This is a genomic window from Lewinella sp. W8, assembly GCF_004375085.3.
GTDB lineage: Bacteria > Bacteroidota > Bacteroidia > Chitinophagales > Saprospiraceae > Neolewinella.
Map to the genome: position 1 here is coordinate 180,883 of NZ_SNAQ03000003.1, position 18,841 is coordinate 199,723.

Here is an 18,841-nt window from a genome sequence, read left to right on the forward strand (position 1 = left end):
CCCGTAGATAACTTCCCCGGAAACGCACAATAGCCAGGCCCTGACTTTTGATACGTGTTCCCGCAGCAATTCTCCCTGAAGAATTTGCAGGGAAGTGACAGTAGCCTGATCGGACCTGAATACGGGTTTAGCGGAAACTCCTTTTTCAGTTGAGTGAAATTGGTCAAGGGTCATTGCGGTTCTTTTTTCCGTAGGTACAGCTTTATTTTGGCATCCTCACCACCCAAACTCCCCGGAGTTCGTTGGCCGCATAACCGGTGGCCCGATCATCGGGGTAGCGCTCCTGGAGTACGGCCAGGGTACTGGATAAAACCTGTTCTTCTTTTTTTCCGTGGCACTGCAGGCACATGTCGTTGGTGACGATGGGGTAGTAGCCGAGGTAATGCGTAGTGGTTTCGTCCAGGTAATGTGCCTCCTGATTACCGGCCGCTAATTCCGTCCGGATATTCTCCAGGATGACTTGTTCTTCCTCGGTGGCCGCATTATCGGGGTTGCGGGGACGGTCACTAATTCGGCGGATGTCTACTCCCTGAACGCTGGCCATGCTGTCCGTCAGGGGAATGGCCCGGGTGTTACAGAAATCCACGGCGTAGGCGGCACCGCCCCGCTGGATTGCGCCCAGGAGGTTTTTGCCGAGTTGTGCTTTAGTGGCGAGCGCATACTGCCGCCCACGGGCGGCAGGGGAGAATTGGCCGGTTTCCTGCCCCATGCTTTCCCGTTCCTGCCGCTGGTGTTCCCGCAGCCACTCCGGACTATCCATCTGCGCATAGAACACGTAGGTGGCAATGTCCGCTAGTTGATCGTCAGGCAGGGGAAGGGCGGGCATCAAGCCAAAGCGGCGAATGGCGCCGGGCATCTTGGCGTAGTAGGGGTTGGGTTTTTGGACCGACCGCGTAAACGCCCACGTAAAGCCCTCCAGGGTGGAGGTGTCACTCAGGTAGTGGTCCTTGACCGCCACCATCGGTGGCGCCAACCGGCCGCCCAGCGAGTCGCTGGGGTGGTGGCAACTCTCACAGTTGATCCGCAGTAGTTCCTGGCCCCGGTCCATGGCCGCCAGGATGGCCGGATCGGAGGGAAGCTGGGCTTCTCCGGCGGGATCGGTTTCGGAGCAGGAGAAGAAGACGAGGAACAGGAGAAGGAAGGAGAATAGTTGCTTCAACATGGCTGGGTGGTCATTGTCCGGTAAAGTTACCCGCCTACCGGCGCGCCATCGGTGACCAGGATCACGGACCCATCATCTTTAGAACTTTAGGGTATACTTGAGCAAATCACCTCTTTGCTGCTCATAAATGATTGGGTTCCCGTTGATGAAGTATTGATTTTTTGTCCCCCCGATAATACCCCCCAGAATGGCTCCGGGAAGCACTCCGGTGATGGCACCCCCTGCGGCCAGGAAGTCGGGATCACAAAACCAACCCGTGCATCCTGAAGAAGAAGAGTACCCGAGAATGGCTCCCACCGTGGCCCCCGAAACCGCTCCAATCAATATTCCCCTACCGGTTCTTCCCTTACGTCGGAATTTGAGGTACTCAATATTGCGTACCCGCAAATCATTTGGCTCCAGGTCCAGTCCCGTTCCTATGACGATGATGCTGTCTTCCAGCTGGAGCAAGTAGCCCTGGATACGTGGAGAATCATCCTTTGAATCCACCCAGAGGTTGAAGGGTTTCTCCCTGACCTCGGTGATGGTCTGGGCCATCGAGAAATAGGGCAGGGCGAAAAGTAGCATCAGGGATAAAGTGACCCACTGCTGTTTGGCGTTGATGTGCATGATGACCTAATTAATTTGAATAGTAATGGAGGGACTGACCTAAAACTCGAGGGTATACCGGACCAATTCTCCGCGTACCTGCTCGTATACGGCCGGATTGCCGTGGAGGTGGATCACGGTTTTGGGTTTGCTGATGGCCGTACCCATTGCCGCGCCAAGTGGCGTAGTAATGAGCGGCAGGGCAAGAATCAGGGGGCTAGCTTGATTTACTGGCGTTGCGGCCAACACGGCTAAACTTATGGCCAGCCCGCCGGCGGCTCCTCCCAGCAGGGCAAAACCATTGCCACGTGCTTTTCTGAACTCCAGGTAATCAATATTCAGAACGGGAACGTAGGTCCGGAAGGATTCCTGATCATCCAGAAGAACAAGTCGGTCTTTCTCTGCCTGGAGTAGGAAAGCCTTTCGCATTAAGTGCCCCTCAAATTGCTTGACCCGGACGTGATACTTCACGCCCGGAGGTGCTTTGGTCTCCTGGGCTTTGCCGGGGATCACGCAACCGATGACCAGCAAAAGGCCCAGAAATTTACCCGGAAGTAATTTCATTGCTTACCCTTTTGGTTGCCAAAAAGTAAGCGTGATCAGGGGCGCTCCCGGTGATGAAGGTCATCCCGTAAGAGGAAATTTCGCAGCCTGTCGGCTGAAGGAGGCTGGCTAAAAAGTCTTCCCTACTCCCAAAGCAAAATTCCACGTATGGTAACCATCCCCGAGCCGCTGATCGTAAAAGATGCTGGGCGCCAGGTCAAAGTGTCCGCCGATGGGGATTTCGTACTCTACGCCGAGGCGAAAGAGCGCAAAATTATTTTCCCGCTCCAGTTCAATGCCCGGACCGGCAAGCAAAACTACGCCACTGCGGGTGCGATACAGGGCGTCCAGGGTGATCACCAGTGGATTGATCCGCTCAATTTCTTCCCCTTCTTCGTCGAGAAAAATGAAACTTTCGATTTCAATATCGTTGTGTAGCCCGACCCCCAGGCGGGAAGAAAACCAGTATTCCACGTCCAGTCCCCAGGAGGGCACGAAAACGTGGGCGTCAGCGCTTTCGGTGGGAACGAGCGTATGCCCGATCAGGGCGGCTACCCGAAATCCCCGGTGGTCGTCATCGTGGTGATCAACCGAATGGTGCTGGCCGTGGGCCAGTGAACTGCCGAGCAGGACTAATAGAAAAAGGTAGGGGTACTTCACGGTAGTTCTTTTTGCGTCTGATTAGAGAATGATCACCCAACCCGCGCCCACATAACTGCCCCGTGCAATGGTACCGACGCCCGATTGGAAATAGAAATTGTTGTTGATGTCCTGCGGGCCTACGGCACCCATGCTCCCGTGCCGGTGGGCATAAAAGAGGGAAAGCTTGGTGTTGGGGTTGAAGTAAAGGTTGGCCCCGATATCCAGGCCGCCGTCCCCGCCGGCAAAGGACCGGAGTGCATTGGCGGCCGCCACGTCTTCTGCTTCTTCCGGTCCCCGGAAGTACCAGTAACTCACCACCGGTTCCAGCACGTAGCCCCGGAAGACCGGTAGGTTTTTTCCTGCGCGAACGTAGCCGGTAGCACTGTGGGTGGAGGTGCCCGTCAACCCCGTTCGGTGGAGCTGAAAGTATTCTCCGTCGAGGTGGAACCCATGGGTGTTGTAGAGCCATTCGATGCCGTAGGCGGTGTTCTCCCGAAAGAGGTCAGATTTTCCCTGTCGGGCGGCTGCCACCCCGAGGGTCAGGCCGTGTCGTTTCCCAAAGTAGTTGACGCGGTGGCCAGAGGCATATCCGGCGCTTTCCGGATCCCCGAAGTGGACCGCCATGCGGCCGACCAGTAGGGGGCTATAGGCCGCTCCGGTAGAGTTTCCGGACAGCGATTGGAATACCGGGTTCAATACGGCGGCTTCATACGTCAGGTGCAGCGGGTGCTGTTTTCCGGTGAACTGTCCGGCGAGCATCACCCCCGTAGCCCGACCGGGACCGGTTCCCACCAGGTGGCGGCGCAGGTAATTTTGCGACCAGGCCTTCTCAAAGGAATTGCTGCGCAGGGCCGCCGTGGTGCTCTCCCGGCCGATCGGTGCCGCCATGTAGCCGGCCAGGAGGTTGAGGCGATCGTCTTCTGGCCGGATTTGCCACCGAACGATGGCGTTCCAGAGGCGAAAGCCGGGGGAGGATCCATTGTTCGTGCCACCCTCCGTTGCGGCCAGGAGGTCGTGACCGACGAGGTCCAGGGCCGCGGTGAGCTTAAAGCTCAAGGTTTGGTAGGGTTGACCGGAAATACTCAACCGACTGCGGCGGAGTTGAGGAGTGAAGCGATTGTCTACCGGCAGCAGCTCCCCACTGTCCTCGTCCAGCACGCGCATCCCGTGGGTATAGGTTCCCCACAGTTGGAAGCCCACGCTTGCCCGGATGTTGAAGTCCTCGAGCACTTTGGTAAAGGCAGAAGAATCGGTTTGGGCATAGGAAGGACTGCCCATCAAGATGATGGGAAAAAGGAGAAGTACTACACGAAACATGGTTATTCAGGTTAAACCTGGCACCTGCGCTACGTCGCATTCTATTAGAATCGACGATCCCGACGAGCTGAGTGGAACTCGGGAACGTCGCAATACTTATTGGGCGCAAACGCGCAGGTGCCAAGTTGATTAGTGCGGCAGTTTTGGTCGGAAGACGCCGTAGAGATAGGTGCCGAGTACCGCGCCGAGAATGACGATGCCGATCATCCATACCCCGTGACCGAGGAGGGTGAACATCGGCCCCGGACAGGCACCCGTCATGGCCCAACCCAGGCCGAAAATGGTGCCCCCGAACAGGTAGCGGGGGATACTCATATTCTTAGGGTTGAGCTTGAGTTCATCCCCGGTGATGGCTTTGATCTTGAGTTGCTTGGCGAGAAAAACCCCCAGGGCACCCGTCACGACAGCCGTGCCGATGATGCCGTACATGTGGAAGCTCTCGAAGCGAAACATTTCCTGAATGCGGAACCAGGATACGGCTTCGGATTTGGTCATGATGAAGCCAAATACCGTACCGATAAAGAGATAGAAAAGCGTACGCATGGCTCAGATTATAGTTGAAGGATGAAGGGAAGGATGAACCAACTCATCAGCAGTCCGCCGATGAAAAATCCGATGACGGCAATCAGGGAGGGAAGCTGGAGGTTGGACAGGCCGCTGATGGCGTGTCCACTCGTACATCCACCCGCCCAGCGGGTACCGAAGCCAACCAGTAGGCCGCCGATCAGGGCGTAAAGGATGCCTCCGAGTGAGAAGATTTTCTCGGTGCTAAACAGTTCGGCGGGAACAAAGTCGCTTTCCGCCGTTGGGCCATCAATGCCGATGGAATTCAGGTAGGATACCGTTTCGGTGGATACTTCCGCCGGAGCACTGGCGGGAAGGACCGAGGTGGCCAACCAGCCGCCAATCACGGCACCGCCGATGAACAGCAGATTCCAACGTTGGGCTTTCCAATCGAAGCGGAAAAACTCCACGTTCTTTCCGGCGCCGGCAATACTGCACATCGTACGCAGGTTGCCCGAGACACCAAATTCCTTGCCGGCGTAGAGCAGGACAAACATCACCGTGGCAATGGCGAATCCGCTTACGGACCAGTGCCAGGGTTCTGAAATTAATTCTAGCATAGTTTCTTTTTTGAGGGAAGGGTGGAGGCCGAGGCCTCCACCCCTATGTTGTTGTGTTGTTGAATATGATTAAACAACAGCGGCAAGGGCCTCATCGATGACCTCCTGGGACATCTTGCTGGGGCACAAATAGTCGGTTTTTGACAATTCGGTCTCTTTTAGGCCCTTCCAGCCTTCCCGAATGTTGACCAGGTGCTCAAAACCGCGGGCCCGGAGGATGGAGGCGGCGATCACGGACCGGTATCCACTACCACAGTGCAGGTAGTAGGTTTTGTCCCGGTCCAGTTTATTCATGTTGCTGTTGATGTAGTCCAGAGGGAAGTTGGTGGCATCCGTAAGGTGCTCGGAGAGGAACTCCGTGGGCTTGCGGGTATCGAGGATTTCTCCGTCCAATTCCTGCTGGGCCTTCTCCACGAAGGCTGCGGGATCGATGTTGGCGATGGTGTCGATTTCCTTGCCCGCGGCCCGCCAGGCTTCGATGCCTCCCTTCAGGTACCCGAGGCTGTGGTCGTAGCCCACGCGGCTGAGCCGGGTGACGACCTCTTCGGCACGTCCCTCGGGAGCTACGATCAGAATGGGCTGGCGAATATCAACGATCAGCGCGCCCACCCAGGGAGCGAAGCTACCGTCAATCCCGATGAAAATACTGTTCGGGATGTGGGCCTCGGTGAAGGCCTCGCGGTCGCGGGTGTCCAGAATGAGGGCTTCCTCCGCTTCGGCGATGGTCTCGAATTCTTCGGGACTCAGGGCACGGTCTCCCCGTTGCAGCACCTCAGTGAAGCTGTCGTAGCCGGCCTTATTCATCATGGCGTTTTCGGCGAAGTACTGAGGGGGAGGTAGCAGGCCCGCCGTAACCTCCGCGATAAATTCCTCCCGCGTCATGTTCTCGCGGAGCGCGTAGTTGGTTTGCTTTTGTTCTCCGAGCAGGCCGAAGGTTTCCTTGCTCAGGTTTTTACCGCAGGCAGATCCCGCCCCGTGGGCGGGATAAACGATAACCTCGTCGGCCAGGGGCATGATCTTTTCCCGCAGGCTGTCGAAGAGGTATCCGGCCAGATCTTCTTTGGTCACCGAACCCTGCTTGATGGCCAGGTCGGGGCGACCAACGTCACCCAGGAACAGGGTGTCACCGGTGAAAATGGCGTAATCCTTGCCGTTTTCGTCCTGCAGTAAGAAAGTGCTGGACTCCATGGTGTGACCCGGAGTATGCAGTACTTTGAAACTGATGTTGCCTACTTTAAGAATTTCTCCATCCTTCGCGGAGTGAATATCATAATTGGTTTCGGCCATGGGGCCATACACGATGGTTGCTCCCGTTGCTTTGGCCAGGTCGAGGTGACCGGAGACAAAGTCGGCGTGGAAGTGCGTCTCAAAAATATACTTGAGTTTGGCCCCCGTTTTTTCCAGTTTATCCAGGTAGGGCTTGGTCTCCCGGAGGGGGTCAATGATAACGGCTTCTCCCGCACTTTCAATGTAGTAAGCTCCCTGGGCCAGGCAGCCGGTATAAATTTGTTCAACTTTCATGGTTAGTCATTATTTGATTGAATACTGCAAAATTATGGGTGACGGAATCCGGGAATCGGTGATGCCCGTCACATTAGGCGATCGGATCGGTAATTATTTGATGAATGGGGACTACACTCCCCTTAGAATCACCGAACCGCTACGTGCCTAAAGGTTGGCTTGGGTCGCGTATTGGGGGGGCAGACGGGTTTCGGCAACCTTATCCACGGCGGCACCAACACTGAGGTAGAAGTTCTCCCGACCGACGATGTCCGTCAGGCCGTCGCGGGCGAACAGGTCCCGCACCGGGCCGATCAGCCCGGCAAAAACTACCCGGAAGCCCTTAGCCTTTTGGTCGGAAACGAAGTTGTGCAACTCGTGGAGCGCACTGCTGTCGAGGCTGGAGATGCCCTCCCCGTTGATGATGATGGTGTGCAGGTCATCCTGGCGTTGTTCCACCAGCGCTTTGAGCTGACTCTGGAAGTAGGCAAGGTTGGCGAAGTAGAGACGACCATCAAAGCGGACGATCAACGTCCCGGGAATCTCCCTGGCGTCCGTAAAGCGCGTGACGTTGCGGAAGGCATCCGTTTCTCCGATCCGACCGAGTACGGCCAGGTGAGGACGCATACTGCGGTAGATGTGGACGGCAATGGACAACGCCACCCCCACACCAATGCCCTGTTCAATACCCAGACTGAGGGTGGCCACAAAGGTTACGGCCAGCATCCAGAAATCGGAGCGGTGGACGTGCCAGAGGTGTTTGGCCTCCTTCCAGTCGATGAGGCCGAAGACGGCGACCATGATGACCGACGCCAGAATGGCTTTGGGCAGGTAATAGAACAGGGGAGTGAGGAAGAGCAGGGTCAGTACGATCAGGGCGGCACTGACCAGGCTGGCCAGACCCGTCTTGGCGCCGGCCTGATCGTTGACGGCGGTGCGACTGAAACCACCCGTGACCGGGTAGGATTGAATTACTGCTCCGGCGAGGTTGGCCGCGCCCAGGGCAATGAGCTCCTGGTTGGGGACGACCTCGTAATCTTTATGTTTGTTCTGTACGGCTTTGGCCACGGCAATACTCTCCATGAAGCCCACCAGAGAGATGGTCAGGGCGGTGGGAATGAGGGCCTCGATTTGATCCCAGCTAAAGGTGGGGAAACTAAAGGAAGGCAACCCGCCCGGTACGGAGCCAACAATTTTGACGCCCTGGTCGTACAACCCAAACCCAAAAACGGCCAGAATCCCGAATACTACCGCCAGTAGCGGACCGGGAATTGCCTTGTTTACCTTCTTGATGCCGATGATGAGGCCGATACCGACCAGTCCGATCAGTAGGGTCATGGGATTGGTTTCGGCGATCCGTTCGCCGGCGGCAATCAGAATTTCGTGAATATGGTGGCTACGGGCCAGATCAATACCCAGCAAATGCTTGAGCTGACTCAAGCCGATGATGAGGGCGGCCGCCGAGGTGAAACCACTGATTACGGGGTGGGAAAGTAAATTGACCAAAAAGCCCAGACGCAGCAATCCCAGTAAGAACTGAATGACGCCCACCATGAGGGAAAGGACAATTGCCAGAGTGAGAAAAGCTTCGGTGCCCACCTCGGCAATGGCGCCAACTCCGGTAGCGGTCAGGAGGGAAACCATGGCCACGGGACCAACGGCCAGTTGCCGACTGGTGCCCAAAATGGCATAAATGGCCAGGGGAAGGGTGACCGCATACAAACCGTGGATCGGGGGAAGGCCCGCCAGCATGGCGTAGGCCATGCCCTGTGGAATCAGCATCACACCCACGGTGAGGCCGGCAGAAATGTCTCCCTTTAACCAGGAACGTTGGTAATTTTTGATCCATTCAAGGGCGGGGATCCATCGCGCAACACTATTCATTATTTCTAAGCTTTGCGCAAAGATCAGGCGCCAAACTTCCGCAAATGGTGATCGTAGTCACACTGTAGGACGCGCGTAATTGGGCCAGCCTTGGGAATGATTCCGGATTGCGGTTTGTACCACGGCAACAACAAATGAGGTTAGAATTTTTTTACTCATCCAAAGATTTCTTACTTTGTCAACATTCAAGTAATGTTCGGACACCATTGCACTTGGCTACGCCTTCGCGAAACGGGCTTCCGATCACGGCTTTGCCCTGGTCAGGACAGTGGATTTTTATCACCCTGGTTCAGATGAGCACCGGAGATAACGACTGCCTTCATTCCCGACGAGCTTCCTTGCGAGCGCGTTTTTCCTGCTTCTTAAAGTATCCGCGGAAGAACCAGTTCGATTTGAGCGCTTCCATATTGGTGACAAACTTTTCGGTGCCGACATCCAGGTTAGCGAGGGTGGCGCTGAGGTGGTTGGCGGCGGTAGAGTCACGGAGTAGGGTAGTGATGACCCCTTCCCCGGTATTGATTTCCATCAGTAGGCTTTCCACCTCCTTGCTGGAGGCCAGCAGGGAACGGGAAGTGTGTTCCAGCTCTTCAAGAATGGGTGCCGTGCGTACGCTCACAAGGGTGTCAAGGTTGTTGCTCAACTGGTTTATTTCTGCCTCCAGGGTGTTGCCTTTCAGCAAATACCCCAAATTTCCCCGTCCGTCATTGATGCCGCTAACCAGGGAGGCAAAGTCCCGGGAAACCTGGTTTACCTGCTGCGTACTCTGGCGTAAATTGAGGGTGGTAGTGCTCAATTCCCGAGCCAGCTGACCATCATTCAGAAGAAGGGAAAGCGTGCCCTCCCCTTCGTTCATTTTCTGGGTGATGGCCAGTAGATTTTCGGTGATGGCGGCAATTTTTTCGTTGGTGGCGTCCAACTCGTCCAGCATGCCCGCAATGGCCATCCGGGGTTTATGAACCAGAAGGTCTCCGGCCTCAACCGCCGCCGCTTCGCCCTCGGCCGGACTAATGGAAACAATCATGTTCCCCACCAGGCCGTCGGTGGCGATGTCGACCGTGGCATTTTTGCGCAGGTATTCCTTCACTTTGGCGTCGAGTTCCAGTTGAACCCGAATGGTGCGTTCGTCCCGAATCACAATGTCCTTCACCTCCCCGACACCGATGCCGGCGAAGCGGACGTTGTTCCCCACCTGCAAGCCCTTGACGTCCTGAAAGTGAACGTAAACGGGAATGGTTCTGCCAAAAAGGTCAAACCCCTCGCTGATGCGTAGCAGGCCATAGATGAAGAGTACGGTGGCGATGGTGACGAAGATGCCCAGCTTGACGTTGTTTGCTTTAGCCATGTAGTCGTTCGTTGATGTCTTTGAAAAATGCCCGGACCTTCGGGTCCTGCGACCGGGAAAGTTCATCGTAGGTGCCCTCGGCGTAGTTGATGCCATCAAAGAGAATGATGACCCGGTTGGAGATTACCCGGGCGCAGTCCATGTCGTGGGTGATGATCAGGGAAGTAGTACCCAATTCCTTCTGCAATTGCAGGATGAGTTGGATGATTTCGTTGGAGGTGATGGGGTCCAAACCGGTGGTGGGCTCATCGTAAAGAATGATTTTAGGGCGAAGAATCAGCGTCCTGGCCAGGGCCACCCGGCGCTTCATGCCCCCCGATAATTCGGCGGGCATCAGGTCGATGGCGTCCTCCAGTCCTACACTGCGCAGGGTTTGGTGGATCAGTTCTTCCTCCTCCTGTCCCCGCTTCCGTTCCGGGTGCCGTCGCAGGGGGAAGCGTAGATTTTCTCGTACCGTCATCGAATCGTAAAGGGCACTTCCCTGGAAGAGGAAACCCACCTCGGTACGCACCTGGTCGAGGGTTTTCTGATCCAGGTGGATGACGGACTTGCCCAGGATGGTAATTTCTCCACTATCCGGCTCCATGAGGCGGATCAGGCACTTGATTAAGACGGATTTGCCCGACCCGGACTTCCCGAGAATTACGACGTTTTCACCCGGAAAAAGCTGCAGGTTGAATCCGCACAACACCTGATTATTACCGAAGGACTTGGTGAGTTCCCGGATCTCAATCAGGGGTTTCTGGCCGGAGCTATGTTCGTTGGCTTCCATCATATGGCGTAGAAAATGTCCGCGGCAAGTACGGCGATGAAATCCACCAGGAAGAGCAGCAGGCTGGAAATGACTACGGCGGAGTTGGCGGCCGAACCGACGCCGGCGGTTCCCTTGCTGGAAAAGTACCCCTTGTAGCAACCGACGATTCCGATCACCAGTCCGAAGAAGAAAGTTTTTATCGTGGCGGGAACCAGGTCCCCGACGGCCATCGCGTGGAAAGCCCGGTTGAAGTAGAGGGCCAGGGTGACTTCTCCCCGGGTGGATTCAATGAAGTAGGAGCCCAGCATGCCGACGGCATCGGCGGCAATGACCAGCAACGGAATCATGATGATGCAGGCCCACACCCGGGTGACGACGAGGAACTTGAAGGGGTTGGTCCCCGATACCTCCATCGCGTCGATTTGTTCGGTCACCTTCATGGACCCCAGTTCGGCGCCGATGCCCGAGCCGATTTTACCGGCACAGATCAGTGCCGTAACTACCGGACCGATCTCCCGCACAAAAGCAATGCTTACCATGTCCGGCATGTAGGCCGAGGCCCCGAAGTCAATCATGGTTGGTCGGAGCTGGAGGGTGAGCACCAGTCCCATGATGAAGCCGGTAGCCAGTACCAGGAAGAGGGATTTGTAACCGATCTCGTAGCACTGCCGGATCAGCTCCTTCCACTCGAAGGGGCGGCTGAAGGCCGCCCCAAAGAACCTTCCCGTAAAGGAGGATAACTTTCCTACTTCCTCAAAAATCCCCAACAAGGAATACCGAATCTTCTCCATATGGTGGTATGCTAACGCTACAATAATGGGTGGGAAAAGGAAAAGGAAGGGTGATGATTGTCACCGCTACGGCTGATCTGTCTCCGCCCGGCGGCCGAAAGTCTGGCATTGGGACTACTATTTTGGCGGATGGTGGAAGGGAGATGCCTCCCTCCATGCGTTATCTGCATATCCAACCTACCGACGCTTATGACCAGATTCTCATTCGCTCTTTCCCTGTTCCTCCTGGCGGGATGTACGGCTTCCCCCGATGAAGTTCCCACGGTTGCTCCGCAGACTGCGGAGGTCTACCCCCGCTACTCCCTGGGGCAATGGTCCTTCCACCGGGAACTCTTCTCCGGGGAAATGACCAGCATCGATTTTGTGGAAGCGGCGGCGGAATTGGGCTTCGACGGCGTAGAGTACGTCAATCAATTCTTTCTGGACCGGGTGGAAGACCATGCTTTCCTGGACAGCCTGGCGGCCGCCGCCGCGGCGGCGGATATTGCGGGCGTGATGCTGCTGGTGGACAATGCCGGCAACCTGGGCGCCTCCGATCCGGGAGAACGACAACGGGCCATCGAGCAACACCTGGCCTGGGTGGGCGCAGCCCGCCAGCTTGGTTGTCCGATCATGCGCGTCAACGCCCACGGAGACGGAACGCCCGACGAAATTATGGCGGCCTGCGAAGCCGCCATCCGCCCCCTGGCGGTGGCCGCCGGTAGGGAAGGAGTGCAGATCGTGATCGAGAATCACGGTGGAATATCGAACGATGGGGAGTGGTTGGCGGAACTCGTCGGCCGCCTGGCGGACGTTGGTGTGGGAAGCCTGGCCGATTTTGACAACTGGTGCGTAGAACGGGAAAACGGACAGCTGTGGGGAGCTCCCTGTACCAATCGCTACGATCGGTATCGGGGAATGATGGACCTCATGCCAACCGCCGTTGGCGTGAGCGTGAAGGCCTTCAATTTTGATGCGGCGGGAGAGGAGCCCGACATCGATTTTGGCACCATGTTCGACATCATTCACGCCCACGACTACCGGGGATTCCTCGGCATCGAATACGAAGGAGACGCCTTACCGGCCAGGGAGGGCATCGCGGCCACCCTGGCACTGGCGAAGCAATCGTGGAAGCGGCGACCGGTAGTGGACGCTGCGGCCGTTTCACGTCTGGACAGCACCCTGGCGCGATTTGTCGAAACGGGCGGCGTGGCCGGGGTCTCTTCCCTAATCTACGAGAAGGGAGAGGAGGTGTACTTCAAGGCCGTGGGAATGGCCGACCGCGAACGGTCGGTACCGATGGATCGCAACACCATCGTGCAGATATATTCCATGACCAAACCGATTGCCGGAGTGGCCCTGATGCAACTCTACGAAGCGGGAAAGTTTAGTTTGGACGACCCGGTGGATAAATACGTACCCGAACTGGCGGACGTCCGGGTGTTTGACGGACTTGACGCCTCCGGAAAGGTGAAGACGGTGGCTCCGGCCCGGCCGATGACGATCCGGGACCTGACCCGGCACACGGCGGGTTTCTACAACGGCAGTGACGTTCCGGGCTTACGGGAAGTTTGGGCGGCGGCGGACGTCCGCAACCCGGACGTTACCCTCACCGGACTGGCCGAGAAACTGGGAAAAATTCCCCTCTTGTTCCATCCGGGGGAGCAATGGGAATACGGCATCAGTGTGGATATGCAGGCTCTGGTCGTGGAACGTATTTCGGGTCAACCCTTTGGAGAATACCTGCGGGAGCACGTGCTCGATCCCCTGGGGCTTGAGGACACCCGGTACTTCGTTCCCGAGGAAGATCGGGGGCGGATGTCGGGAGCATACCGTCGGCAGGAGGATGGCTCCCTGGTGCAGTTGCCGTCGGCGGAAGCTCACGCCTTCAACGTCAACCCACAGACCTATACGCCGGGAGGATTCGGGCTAACGTCGACGCTGGGCGATTACGCCCGTTTCGGACGGATGTTGGCCGCCGGCGGAAAACTGGAGGGCGTACGAATCCTCGAACCGGAAACCGTTCGACGGATGGCGACGAATCACCTCAGCAGCGAGGTGACGGAGCGCTTGTGGCTCCCCTCCAAGGGACAGGTGGGCTTTGGGGTTGACTTCGCCGTGCGCCTGCGGCCCCCCGTTTCGGCGGAGGAAAACCCTGGCACCGTAGGTGAATTCTTCTGGGATGGGGCGGCCAGCACCCTCTTCTGGGTCGATCCCGCCAATGATCTCGTGGCCGTGTTTTTTGTACAGCTTTTCCCCTACGACCCCATCGGCTTGCACCACGGTTTCCGACGGGCGGTGTACGGGCCGTTTAAACCGATCGAATAACTAAGAGCTTGTTTGGCCACACCCGGGGCAAGGCACCTGCGCTTTTGCGCCCTCCTGATCGGCTTCCTTCTGATGGCGTGACCGCAGGTGCCGAGAATGACCCAGGACGGCCGTGGTCTTCAGATGCTTAAGGATACTTATCTTGTTGGCAACAAAGCGTCTCAGGTGTTTAGAAAAATTTTTCTGTTTGCGGCCATCATCTTTTGTCCTGGTTGGTCTCTGCTGGTGGCCCAGAACGTGCTGCGGGTTCCGGCCGGCGAAACCCACAACCTGAAGGGGGAATATCATGCGATTGACACGCTTTATCTGGGAGCTGGGGCTACCCTGGCACTTGATCAACCGACAGTGAGGCTGCTCATTGAAGTTGCCTATCTGGAAGGAGATGCTACCATCGACGGTCGGGGGGAACCCGGAGTAGACGGAAAGGATGGTCAACGCGGCAGGGATGGCACCGCTGAAACGCCGGCGACGAACGGTGAAAAAGGGGAAAGTGGTGGATCGGGTGGTCGAGGAACCAACCTGGATCTTTACGTCTCCTTTGCTTCCGTGGCGGGTCAATTAACGATTGACCTCAGCGGCGGATCGGCTGGCAGCGGCGGCAATGGTGGTGACGGCGGTGATGCCTACGTTTTCTGCGGGCAATATATCCGGGGGACTTCTGGAGGAGATGCCGGAGCGGCCGGATCGTCTGGAGTTCCCGGAAATCTGCGATTAATCGTCACCAGTGAGCTGGGGCGTGACAGTATCGTCCACCAAAAAAGGTATGGATGGCTGGGAGAGGAGGGGGAAGCCGGCCAGCCCGGCGGTTTCCTGCCGTACAACTGCAATAAGGATGACGGTCAACCGGATCTCGTGTACGGCCAACCGGGAGAGGTTTCGGGTAGCTTCCCCTCTATTGGGCCAGAATCAAATCTCCCCGACGATCATCTGAATTTCGGCACCTTTCCGGAAAACCCACCGGCCGCTTCCGACCGATTGGCCAATTTGCCCATGGGGTTGCCCCGCGGGGCAACTTTTGGTGACGTCTACCGCAGGATTATGTCGGCTCTCGAGTACGGGCGGTATCGCCCACCCAGCGTTCAGCGCTGGCGGGATGGTTTTGCGCTCATCACCCAACTGGAGCAAATTTATCCCGACGGCCGGCCGCTGGATGGCCGGGAGCGGTGGAGCCAAAGTATCAAAGTGGCCCATTCGCCCTCCATTCTCAGTTACCTGAAGTCGCTCATTTTTGCCCGCCGGGGATACTTTCGGGTCATGGTCTTCCTCGTGGGAAAACGGGACGGACTGCTGACTACCTCCCGACCGGTGAGCAGGGAGGAGGCCCTGGCGTGGTTCAAGACGAGTGTTGGAGAATTGCCTTCGGATCTGCAGAGTAAAAGCTTTGGCCCGGATCATCGCGTATCCGTCCTGGTTTACGAGTTTGTCAAGCGGGAAAACTACGAAGAAGCCTATATTACCGAGCCGGTGCGCCTGCCGGTAACGGATCACCTGGAACGGTCTTACTTACTGGAACGACTCCGAAAATCAGAATAGGAATGGCCAGAAACATTAGCCTGGGTATCTTGGGATTGTTGCTGATTTTTCTGCTCCTGCAACTTATCGGAAGCAAATATAATCCGCAACCCTTCTGGGGCGTGGCGTGGATTGTGCTGGCCATTGCTCCCGTTTTCCTTTCGGTGCTGTTGGAGCGACGGTATTTTTCGGCCCGCTACCTGTTGTTCTACGCTTTGTTGCTGCTCGTAACCATGATCGCTCAGGGACCCCTTTACCAGTTGCAGGGCCTGGATGCGCTGCCGTACCTCAAGATGTCCTTCGCCTGGGTGCTTCCCGCCCAGGGGCTGCTCTGGTTTGCCGGAAGGGACCTTGGACGTAAGCGGCCGGCCACGGCCCGGCCGGCTCCCCTGGACCCGGAGGTGGTCCGCACCATCCACGAAGAATTGCTTCCGCAGGATTTGACCGAGGAAGCCCTTAAACTCCTGGCCGCAGAGGATGGCCTGTTCCCGGACGAACGGAAGACCCTGAAACTCATCCAGGCCCGGAACTCGGCCCTGCAGCAAAAGATCATCAAGAACCTGATTGAGCCCTCCGAAGCGGGAAGGGAACGGGCCAAGATCAATGACGCCCTGCTCACCTTGATTGAGCACATGGGGTAGGGAGTGGGCGCGGGGGTTCCCTAGAAGCGTCAGGTCCTGGCCCTGCACTACCAATGAAATAAAGAACCTGAAGGGTGGAGAGACCGTACGTAATCCACATCACAGGAAGGGGAGGTTCATGGCGGTAGTTTTGCACTTGAAAATGATTTCATCATACAATTCAAGTAATATGCAAACGACCATTGAAACCGCCATCACTATGCCCCGCATTGGGGACCAGGCGCCGGACTTTACCGCGGTAACCACCACGGGTAAGTTGACCTTCTCGGATTACGCCAAGGATAGCTGGGTGGTGATGTTCTCTCACCCCGCAGATTTCACGCCGGTGTGCACCACCGAAATGAGTGCCTTTGCGAAGGAAGCCGATTGGTTTGCCGAACGGGGGACGAAGCTGATGGGCCTGAGTATCGATAGCGTACACTCTCACCTGGCCTGGGTGAACAACGTCCGGGAGAAAACCGGCGTATATATGGAGTTCCCGATCATTGCCGATATTGACATGAAGGTGTCGAAGCTCTACGGTATGCTCCATCCCGGAGAAAGTGCTACGGCGGCCGTACGGGCGGTGTTCTTTATCGACCCCAAGGGCGTTATTCGCCTGATCATGTACTACCCCATGAACGTCGGCCGCAATATGCACGAAATCAAGCGCGCGCTGGTGGCCCTGCAGACGTCCGATGAATCCAAGTGTGCCATGCCGATCGATTGGCGCCCCGGTGACAAGGCCATCGTTCCTCCCCCCAAGACCCTCCGGGAAATGGACGAACGCATCGCCAATACGGAATACGAGAAGATCGACTTTTACCTGGCGAAGAAGGATATCTAATCGCCGCAATCACACTCCCCTCTACGGAGTGGAGCCAATAACAATCGTGTCCTGATCGGCGTGAGCCACCAGGTTCCGTGCCGATCAGGACCTTTTTCCGGTGACGTTGGGTATACCAACGCACCTTTCATCAAGCCATTCAATCAACATTTATCATGATCGATTACATCAATAAATTACTCGGATTTTCTGGCCCGGACATCACCGCCGAGCAAGTAGCCCAGGGCACCATCGTGGACGTAAGAACCCGCGGGGAATACGCTCAGGGACACGTGGCGGGTAGCATCAATATTCCGCTGCAGGAGCTGGACCGATCCGTTGGTAAGTATCGTAAAATGAGTCAACCCATCATCACCTGTTGTGCCTCCGGCAATCGGAGCGGAGTCGTGGCGGGTAAGCTGAACTCCCTCGGGATGGAAGCCATCAATGGCGGGGGCTGGCAAGGATTAAATCGAAAGCTACGGGAACTGGAAAGGAAAGGATAAGTGAAGAGGTGAATTTATCATTGAAGAAAGCTTTTTCGTGGGCTGCGAGACCTGGTCTCGTAGCCCATTTTGGTGGTGGGGGTAAGATGATGCTGCTTCCCGCTACAACGAATCCCGATACAATATCGAAAAGGGGTTCTTGACCCGTTCCAACCGCTTCTCCCCGAGGAGCTCGGCAGTTTTGCGGCCCATTTCCACGAAATCAGTGGATACGGTGGTGATGCCCAGTAAGTCCTTCAGGGGCGTTTCGTTGTAGGAAATGATGCCGATGTCTTTGCCCGGTTGGAGGCCCTGGTCGCGGGCGCTGCGGACCAGGTTGACGAGGTCCGCTTCGGGGATCGTCAGGTAGAGCGTGCCTTTTTCCAATACCATGTCCTCTCCGAATTCTTCAATGACCTCAAAGGGAAGTTTGGCCTCAACGCAGAATTTCCGGAAGCCGTGAAGTATCCGTCGGGGATAAGGATAAACGGAGCGCGACGGATAGGCAATGACGAGCTTCCGGTAGCGGGCAACCCGCTCATGTCCCTCCTTGAGGGCTCCGTAAATGTCTTCCTTGAAGTCCTGGTACACTTCGGCGTACTCGCCGGTCAGGTCGAACAATTGATTGTCTAGGATGAGCAACTTGTGCCGGGGGATGGTGTTCAGGGCCAGCATGACCTCCTCCGTGGCACTGCTGTGACGGAGTGAAGACGTTTTGAAGTGAGGCATGATGACGTAGTAATCGTACGCTTTACCACCCTCATCGAGAAAACTCAGAAACAGGGATTCATCACAGTGATAGACCTGAAGATTGGTGTGGGCGCGCTCCCCAATGGTATTCAGAAAGGAATTGTAGATTCTCATCTTGTAGGCACTCAGCTTATTGATGAGGAAGAGAATCTTTAGTCGGGAGCTGGTGGGCGTTTTGGTCACGTAATAGCCCTTTCCCTTCACCGAAGTGATGATCCCCCGTTCTTTAAGGATGTTGTAGGCTTTTTCGATGGTGTCCCGGGAAAGATCGAGCTCTTCGCTGAGCAAGTTGATCGAGGGAACGCGGTCGTTGAGCTTGAGCTTGCCGGCCAGGATGATGTCAATTATTCCATCAGCTACCTGGCGATACTTGGGGTTCCGGGAACCTTCGTCAACGTCGATGTGGGCCGATAATTTCATCTGAGGGGGAAAAGCTTGCGTGATTAACCGGGATGAGCATAAGCTTCCGGCGGATAAATGTAGGGAAGCAGCCGGGAAAACGGTCCCGCCAAAATTACAACCCCGGCCAGATAAGTTTCCGCCAAAACGAGGAAATGGTTCCTGCGGTTCGGACCGCTCCGGAGCTAAGCACCGCCGTGAAGAAGAAATTGAAGGTAGTACGGATTAAATTTGGCATATGCGGGATGGTGCAGGACACCAACGCTCGACAGTCTCCCTAACTTAGGGGCCACAA

At 56.4% G+C, this 18,841-nt stretch carries 18 protein-coding genes; 5 read left to right on the forward strand and 13 right to left on the reverse strand.

Annotated elements, in window-relative coordinates; genetic code table 11:
- Positions 1–202: 202 nt before the first annotated feature.
- From E1J53_RS05115 to E1J53_RS05170, 12 genes are all read right to left on the reverse strand, one after another.
- Positions 203–1,162 (reverse strand): DUF3365 domain-containing protein, encoded by a 960-nt coding sequence (locus E1J53_RS05115; protein ID WP_134271874.1) that lies wholly within the window; start codon positions 1,160–1,162, stop codon positions 203–205.
- A 78-nt stretch (positions 1,163–1,240) separates the two neighbouring features.
- Positions 1,241–1,771 (reverse strand): glycine zipper family protein, encoded by a 531-nt coding sequence (locus tag E1J53_RS05120; RefSeq protein WP_134271875.1) that lies wholly within the window; start codon positions 1,769–1,771, stop codon positions 1,241–1,243.
- A gap of 39 nt (positions 1,772–1,810) precedes the next feature.
- Positions 1,811–2,314, reverse strand: coding sequence for a hypothetical protein (locus E1J53_RS05125; protein WP_134271876.1), 504 nt, complete (start codon positions 2,312–2,314; stop codon positions 1,811–1,813).
- Positions 2,315–2,422: 108 nt separating this feature from the next.
- Positions 2,423–2,953, reverse strand: a complete 531-nt coding sequence (locus E1J53_RS05130; protein WP_134271877.1) for a hypothetical protein — start codon at positions 2,951–2,953, stop codon at positions 2,423–2,425.
- A 21-nt stretch (positions 2,954–2,974) separates the two neighbouring features.
- Positions 2,975–4,252 carry a porin gene (locus E1J53_RS05135; RefSeq protein WP_134271878.1) on the reverse strand — a complete coding sequence of 426 codons (1,278 nt, stop codon included), beginning with the start codon at positions 4,250–4,252 and terminating at the stop codon, positions 2,975–2,977.
- Between the two features lie 129 nt (positions 4,253–4,381).
- A complete protein-coding gene (locus E1J53_RS05140) occupies positions 4,382–4,795 on the reverse strand; it encodes a DUF6691 family protein (protein WP_134271879.1) in 414 nt (137 codons plus the stop codon).
- An 8-nt stretch (positions 4,796–4,803) separates the two neighbouring features.
- The gene (locus E1J53_RS05145; protein ID WP_134271880.1) at positions 4,804–5,376 is read right to left on the reverse strand and encodes a YeeE/YedE family protein; all 573 of its coding nucleotides are present in this window, start codon (positions 5,374–5,376) and stop codon (positions 4,804–4,806) included.
- Between the two features lie 69 nt (positions 5,377–5,445).
- The gene (locus tag E1J53_RS05150; protein ID WP_134271881.1) at positions 5,446–6,897 is read right to left on the reverse strand and encodes a rhodanese-like domain-containing protein; all 1,452 of its coding nucleotides are present in this window, start codon (positions 6,895–6,897) and stop codon (positions 5,446–5,448) included.
- Between the two features lie 147 nt (positions 6,898–7,044).
- Positions 7,045–8,760, reverse strand: a complete 1,716-nt coding sequence (locus E1J53_RS05155; RefSeq protein WP_134271882.1) for a SulP family inorganic anion transporter — start codon at positions 8,758–8,760, stop codon at positions 7,045–7,047.
- Between the two features lie 319 nt (positions 8,761–9,079).
- Positions 9,080–10,102 (reverse strand): MlaD family protein, encoded by a 1,023-nt coding sequence (locus E1J53_RS05160; protein WP_173021369.1) that lies wholly within the window; start codon positions 10,100–10,102, stop codon positions 9,080–9,082.
- Positions 10,095–10,874: an ATP-binding cassette domain-containing protein gene (locus tag E1J53_RS05165; protein ID WP_134272037.1), complete on the reverse strand. Its 780-nt coding sequence runs from the start codon at positions 10,872–10,874 to the stop codon at positions 10,095–10,097. Before E1J53_RS05165 ends, E1J53_RS05160 begins: the two co-directional genes overlap by 8 nt.
- Entirely contained in the window at positions 10,874–11,647 is a 774-nt protein-coding gene (locus E1J53_RS05170) for an ABC transporter permease (protein ID WP_134271884.1), read from the reverse strand. Before E1J53_RS05170 ends, E1J53_RS05165 begins: the two co-directional genes overlap by 1 nt.
- A gap of 189 nt (positions 11,648–11,836) precedes the next feature.
- Here E1J53_RS05170 and E1J53_RS05175 point away from each other — a divergent pair, with 189 nt between their 5' ends.
- From E1J53_RS05175 to E1J53_RS05195, 5 genes are all read left to right on the forward strand, one after another.
- Positions 11,837–13,954 carry a serine hydrolase gene (locus E1J53_RS05175; protein ID WP_173021370.1) on the forward strand — a complete coding sequence of 706 codons (2,118 nt, stop codon included), beginning with the start codon at positions 11,837–11,839 and terminating at the stop codon, positions 13,952–13,954.
- 165 nt (positions 13,955–14,119) lie between these two features.
- Positions 14,120–15,487 carry a hypothetical protein gene (locus E1J53_RS05180; RefSeq protein ID WP_134271886.1) on the forward strand — a complete coding sequence of 456 codons (1,368 nt, stop codon included), beginning with the start codon at positions 14,120–14,122 and terminating at the stop codon, positions 15,485–15,487.
- Positions 15,488–15,489: 2 nt separating this feature from the next.
- Positions 15,490–16,107, forward strand: a complete 618-nt coding sequence (locus E1J53_RS05185) for a hypothetical protein (RefSeq protein WP_134271887.1) — start codon at positions 15,490–15,492, stop codon at positions 16,105–16,107.
- Positions 16,108–16,276: 169 nt separating this feature from the next.
- On the forward strand, positions 16,277–16,933 hold the full coding sequence (locus E1J53_RS05190) for a peroxiredoxin (RefSeq protein WP_216650006.1): 657 nt from the start codon (positions 16,277–16,279) through the stop codon (positions 16,931–16,933).
- Between the two features lie 155 nt (positions 16,934–17,088).
- The gene (locus tag E1J53_RS05195; protein ID WP_134271888.1) at positions 17,089–17,418 is read left to right on the forward strand and encodes a rhodanese-like domain-containing protein; all 330 of its coding nucleotides are present in this window, start codon (positions 17,089–17,091) and stop codon (positions 17,416–17,418) included.
- A 102-nt stretch (positions 17,419–17,520) separates the two neighbouring features.
- On the opposite strand, the gene E1J53_RS05200 is transcribed toward E1J53_RS05195, so the two are convergent.
- Positions 17,521–18,567, reverse strand: a complete 1,047-nt coding sequence (locus E1J53_RS05200) for a GntR family transcriptional regulator (RefSeq protein ID WP_134271889.1) — start codon at positions 18,565–18,567, stop codon at positions 17,521–17,523.
- Between the last annotated feature and the right edge of the window lie 274 nt (positions 18,568–18,841).

Bases quoted from the DNA above. Each gene is read 5' to 3' on its own strand.
- E1J53_RS05170 (WP_134271884.1), bottom strand. From the start codon at position 11,647: ATGGAGAAGATTCGGTATTCCTTGTTGGGGATTTTTGAGGAAGTAGGA.
- E1J53_RS05185 (WP_134271887.1), top strand. From the start codon at position 15,490: ATGGCCAGAAACATTAGCCTGGGTATCTTGGGATTGTTGCTGATTTTT.
- E1J53_RS05195 (WP_134271888.1), top strand. From the start codon at position 17,089: ATGATCGATTACATCAATAAATTACTCGGATTTTCTGGCCCGGACATC.
- E1J53_RS05140 (WP_134271879.1), bottom strand. From the start codon at position 4,795: ATGCGTACGCTTTTCTATCTCTTTATCGGTACGGTATTTGGCTTCATC.
- E1J53_RS05165 (WP_134272037.1), bottom strand. From the start codon at position 10,874: ATGGAAGCCAACGAACATAGCTCCGGCCAGAAACCCCTGATTGAGATC.
- E1J53_RS05200 (WP_134271889.1), bottom strand. From the start codon at position 18,567: ATGAAATTATCGGCCCACATCGACGTTGACGAAGGTTCCCGGAACCCC.
- E1J53_RS05160 (WP_173021369.1), bottom strand. From the start codon at position 10,102: ATGGCTAAAGCAAACAACGTCAAGCTGGGCATCTTCGTCACCATCGCC.
- E1J53_RS05120 (WP_134271875.1), bottom strand. From the start codon at position 1,771: ATGCACATCAACGCCAAACAGCAGTGGGTCACTTTATCCCTGATGCTA.
- E1J53_RS05135 (WP_134271878.1), bottom strand. From the start codon at position 4,252: ATGTTTCGTGTAGTACTTCTCCTTTTTCCCATCATCTTGATGGGCAGT.
- E1J53_RS05190 (WP_216650006.1), top strand. From the start codon at position 16,277: ATGCAAACGACCATTGAAACCGCCATCACTATGCCCCGCATTGGGGAC.
- E1J53_RS05155 (WP_134271882.1), bottom strand. From the start codon at position 8,760: ATGAATAGTGTTGCGCGATGGATCCCCGCCCTTGAATGGATCAAAAAT.
- E1J53_RS05115 (WP_134271874.1), bottom strand. From the start codon at position 1,162: ATGTTGAAGCAACTATTCTCCTTCCTTCTCCTGTTCCTCGTCTTCTTC.
- E1J53_RS05150 (WP_134271881.1), bottom strand. From the start codon at position 6,897: ATGAAAGTTGAACAAATTTATACCGGCTGCCTGGCCCAGGGAGCTTAC.
- E1J53_RS05125 (WP_134271876.1), bottom strand. From the start codon at position 2,314: ATGAAATTACTTCCGGGTAAATTTCTGGGCCTTTTGCTGGTCATCGGT.
- E1J53_RS05145 (WP_134271880.1), bottom strand. From the start codon at position 5,376: ATGCTAGAATTAATTTCAGAACCCTGGCACTGGTCCGTAAGCGGATTC.
- E1J53_RS05175 (WP_173021370.1), top strand. From the start codon at position 11,837: ATGACCAGATTCTCATTCGCTCTTTCCCTGTTCCTCCTGGCGGGATGT.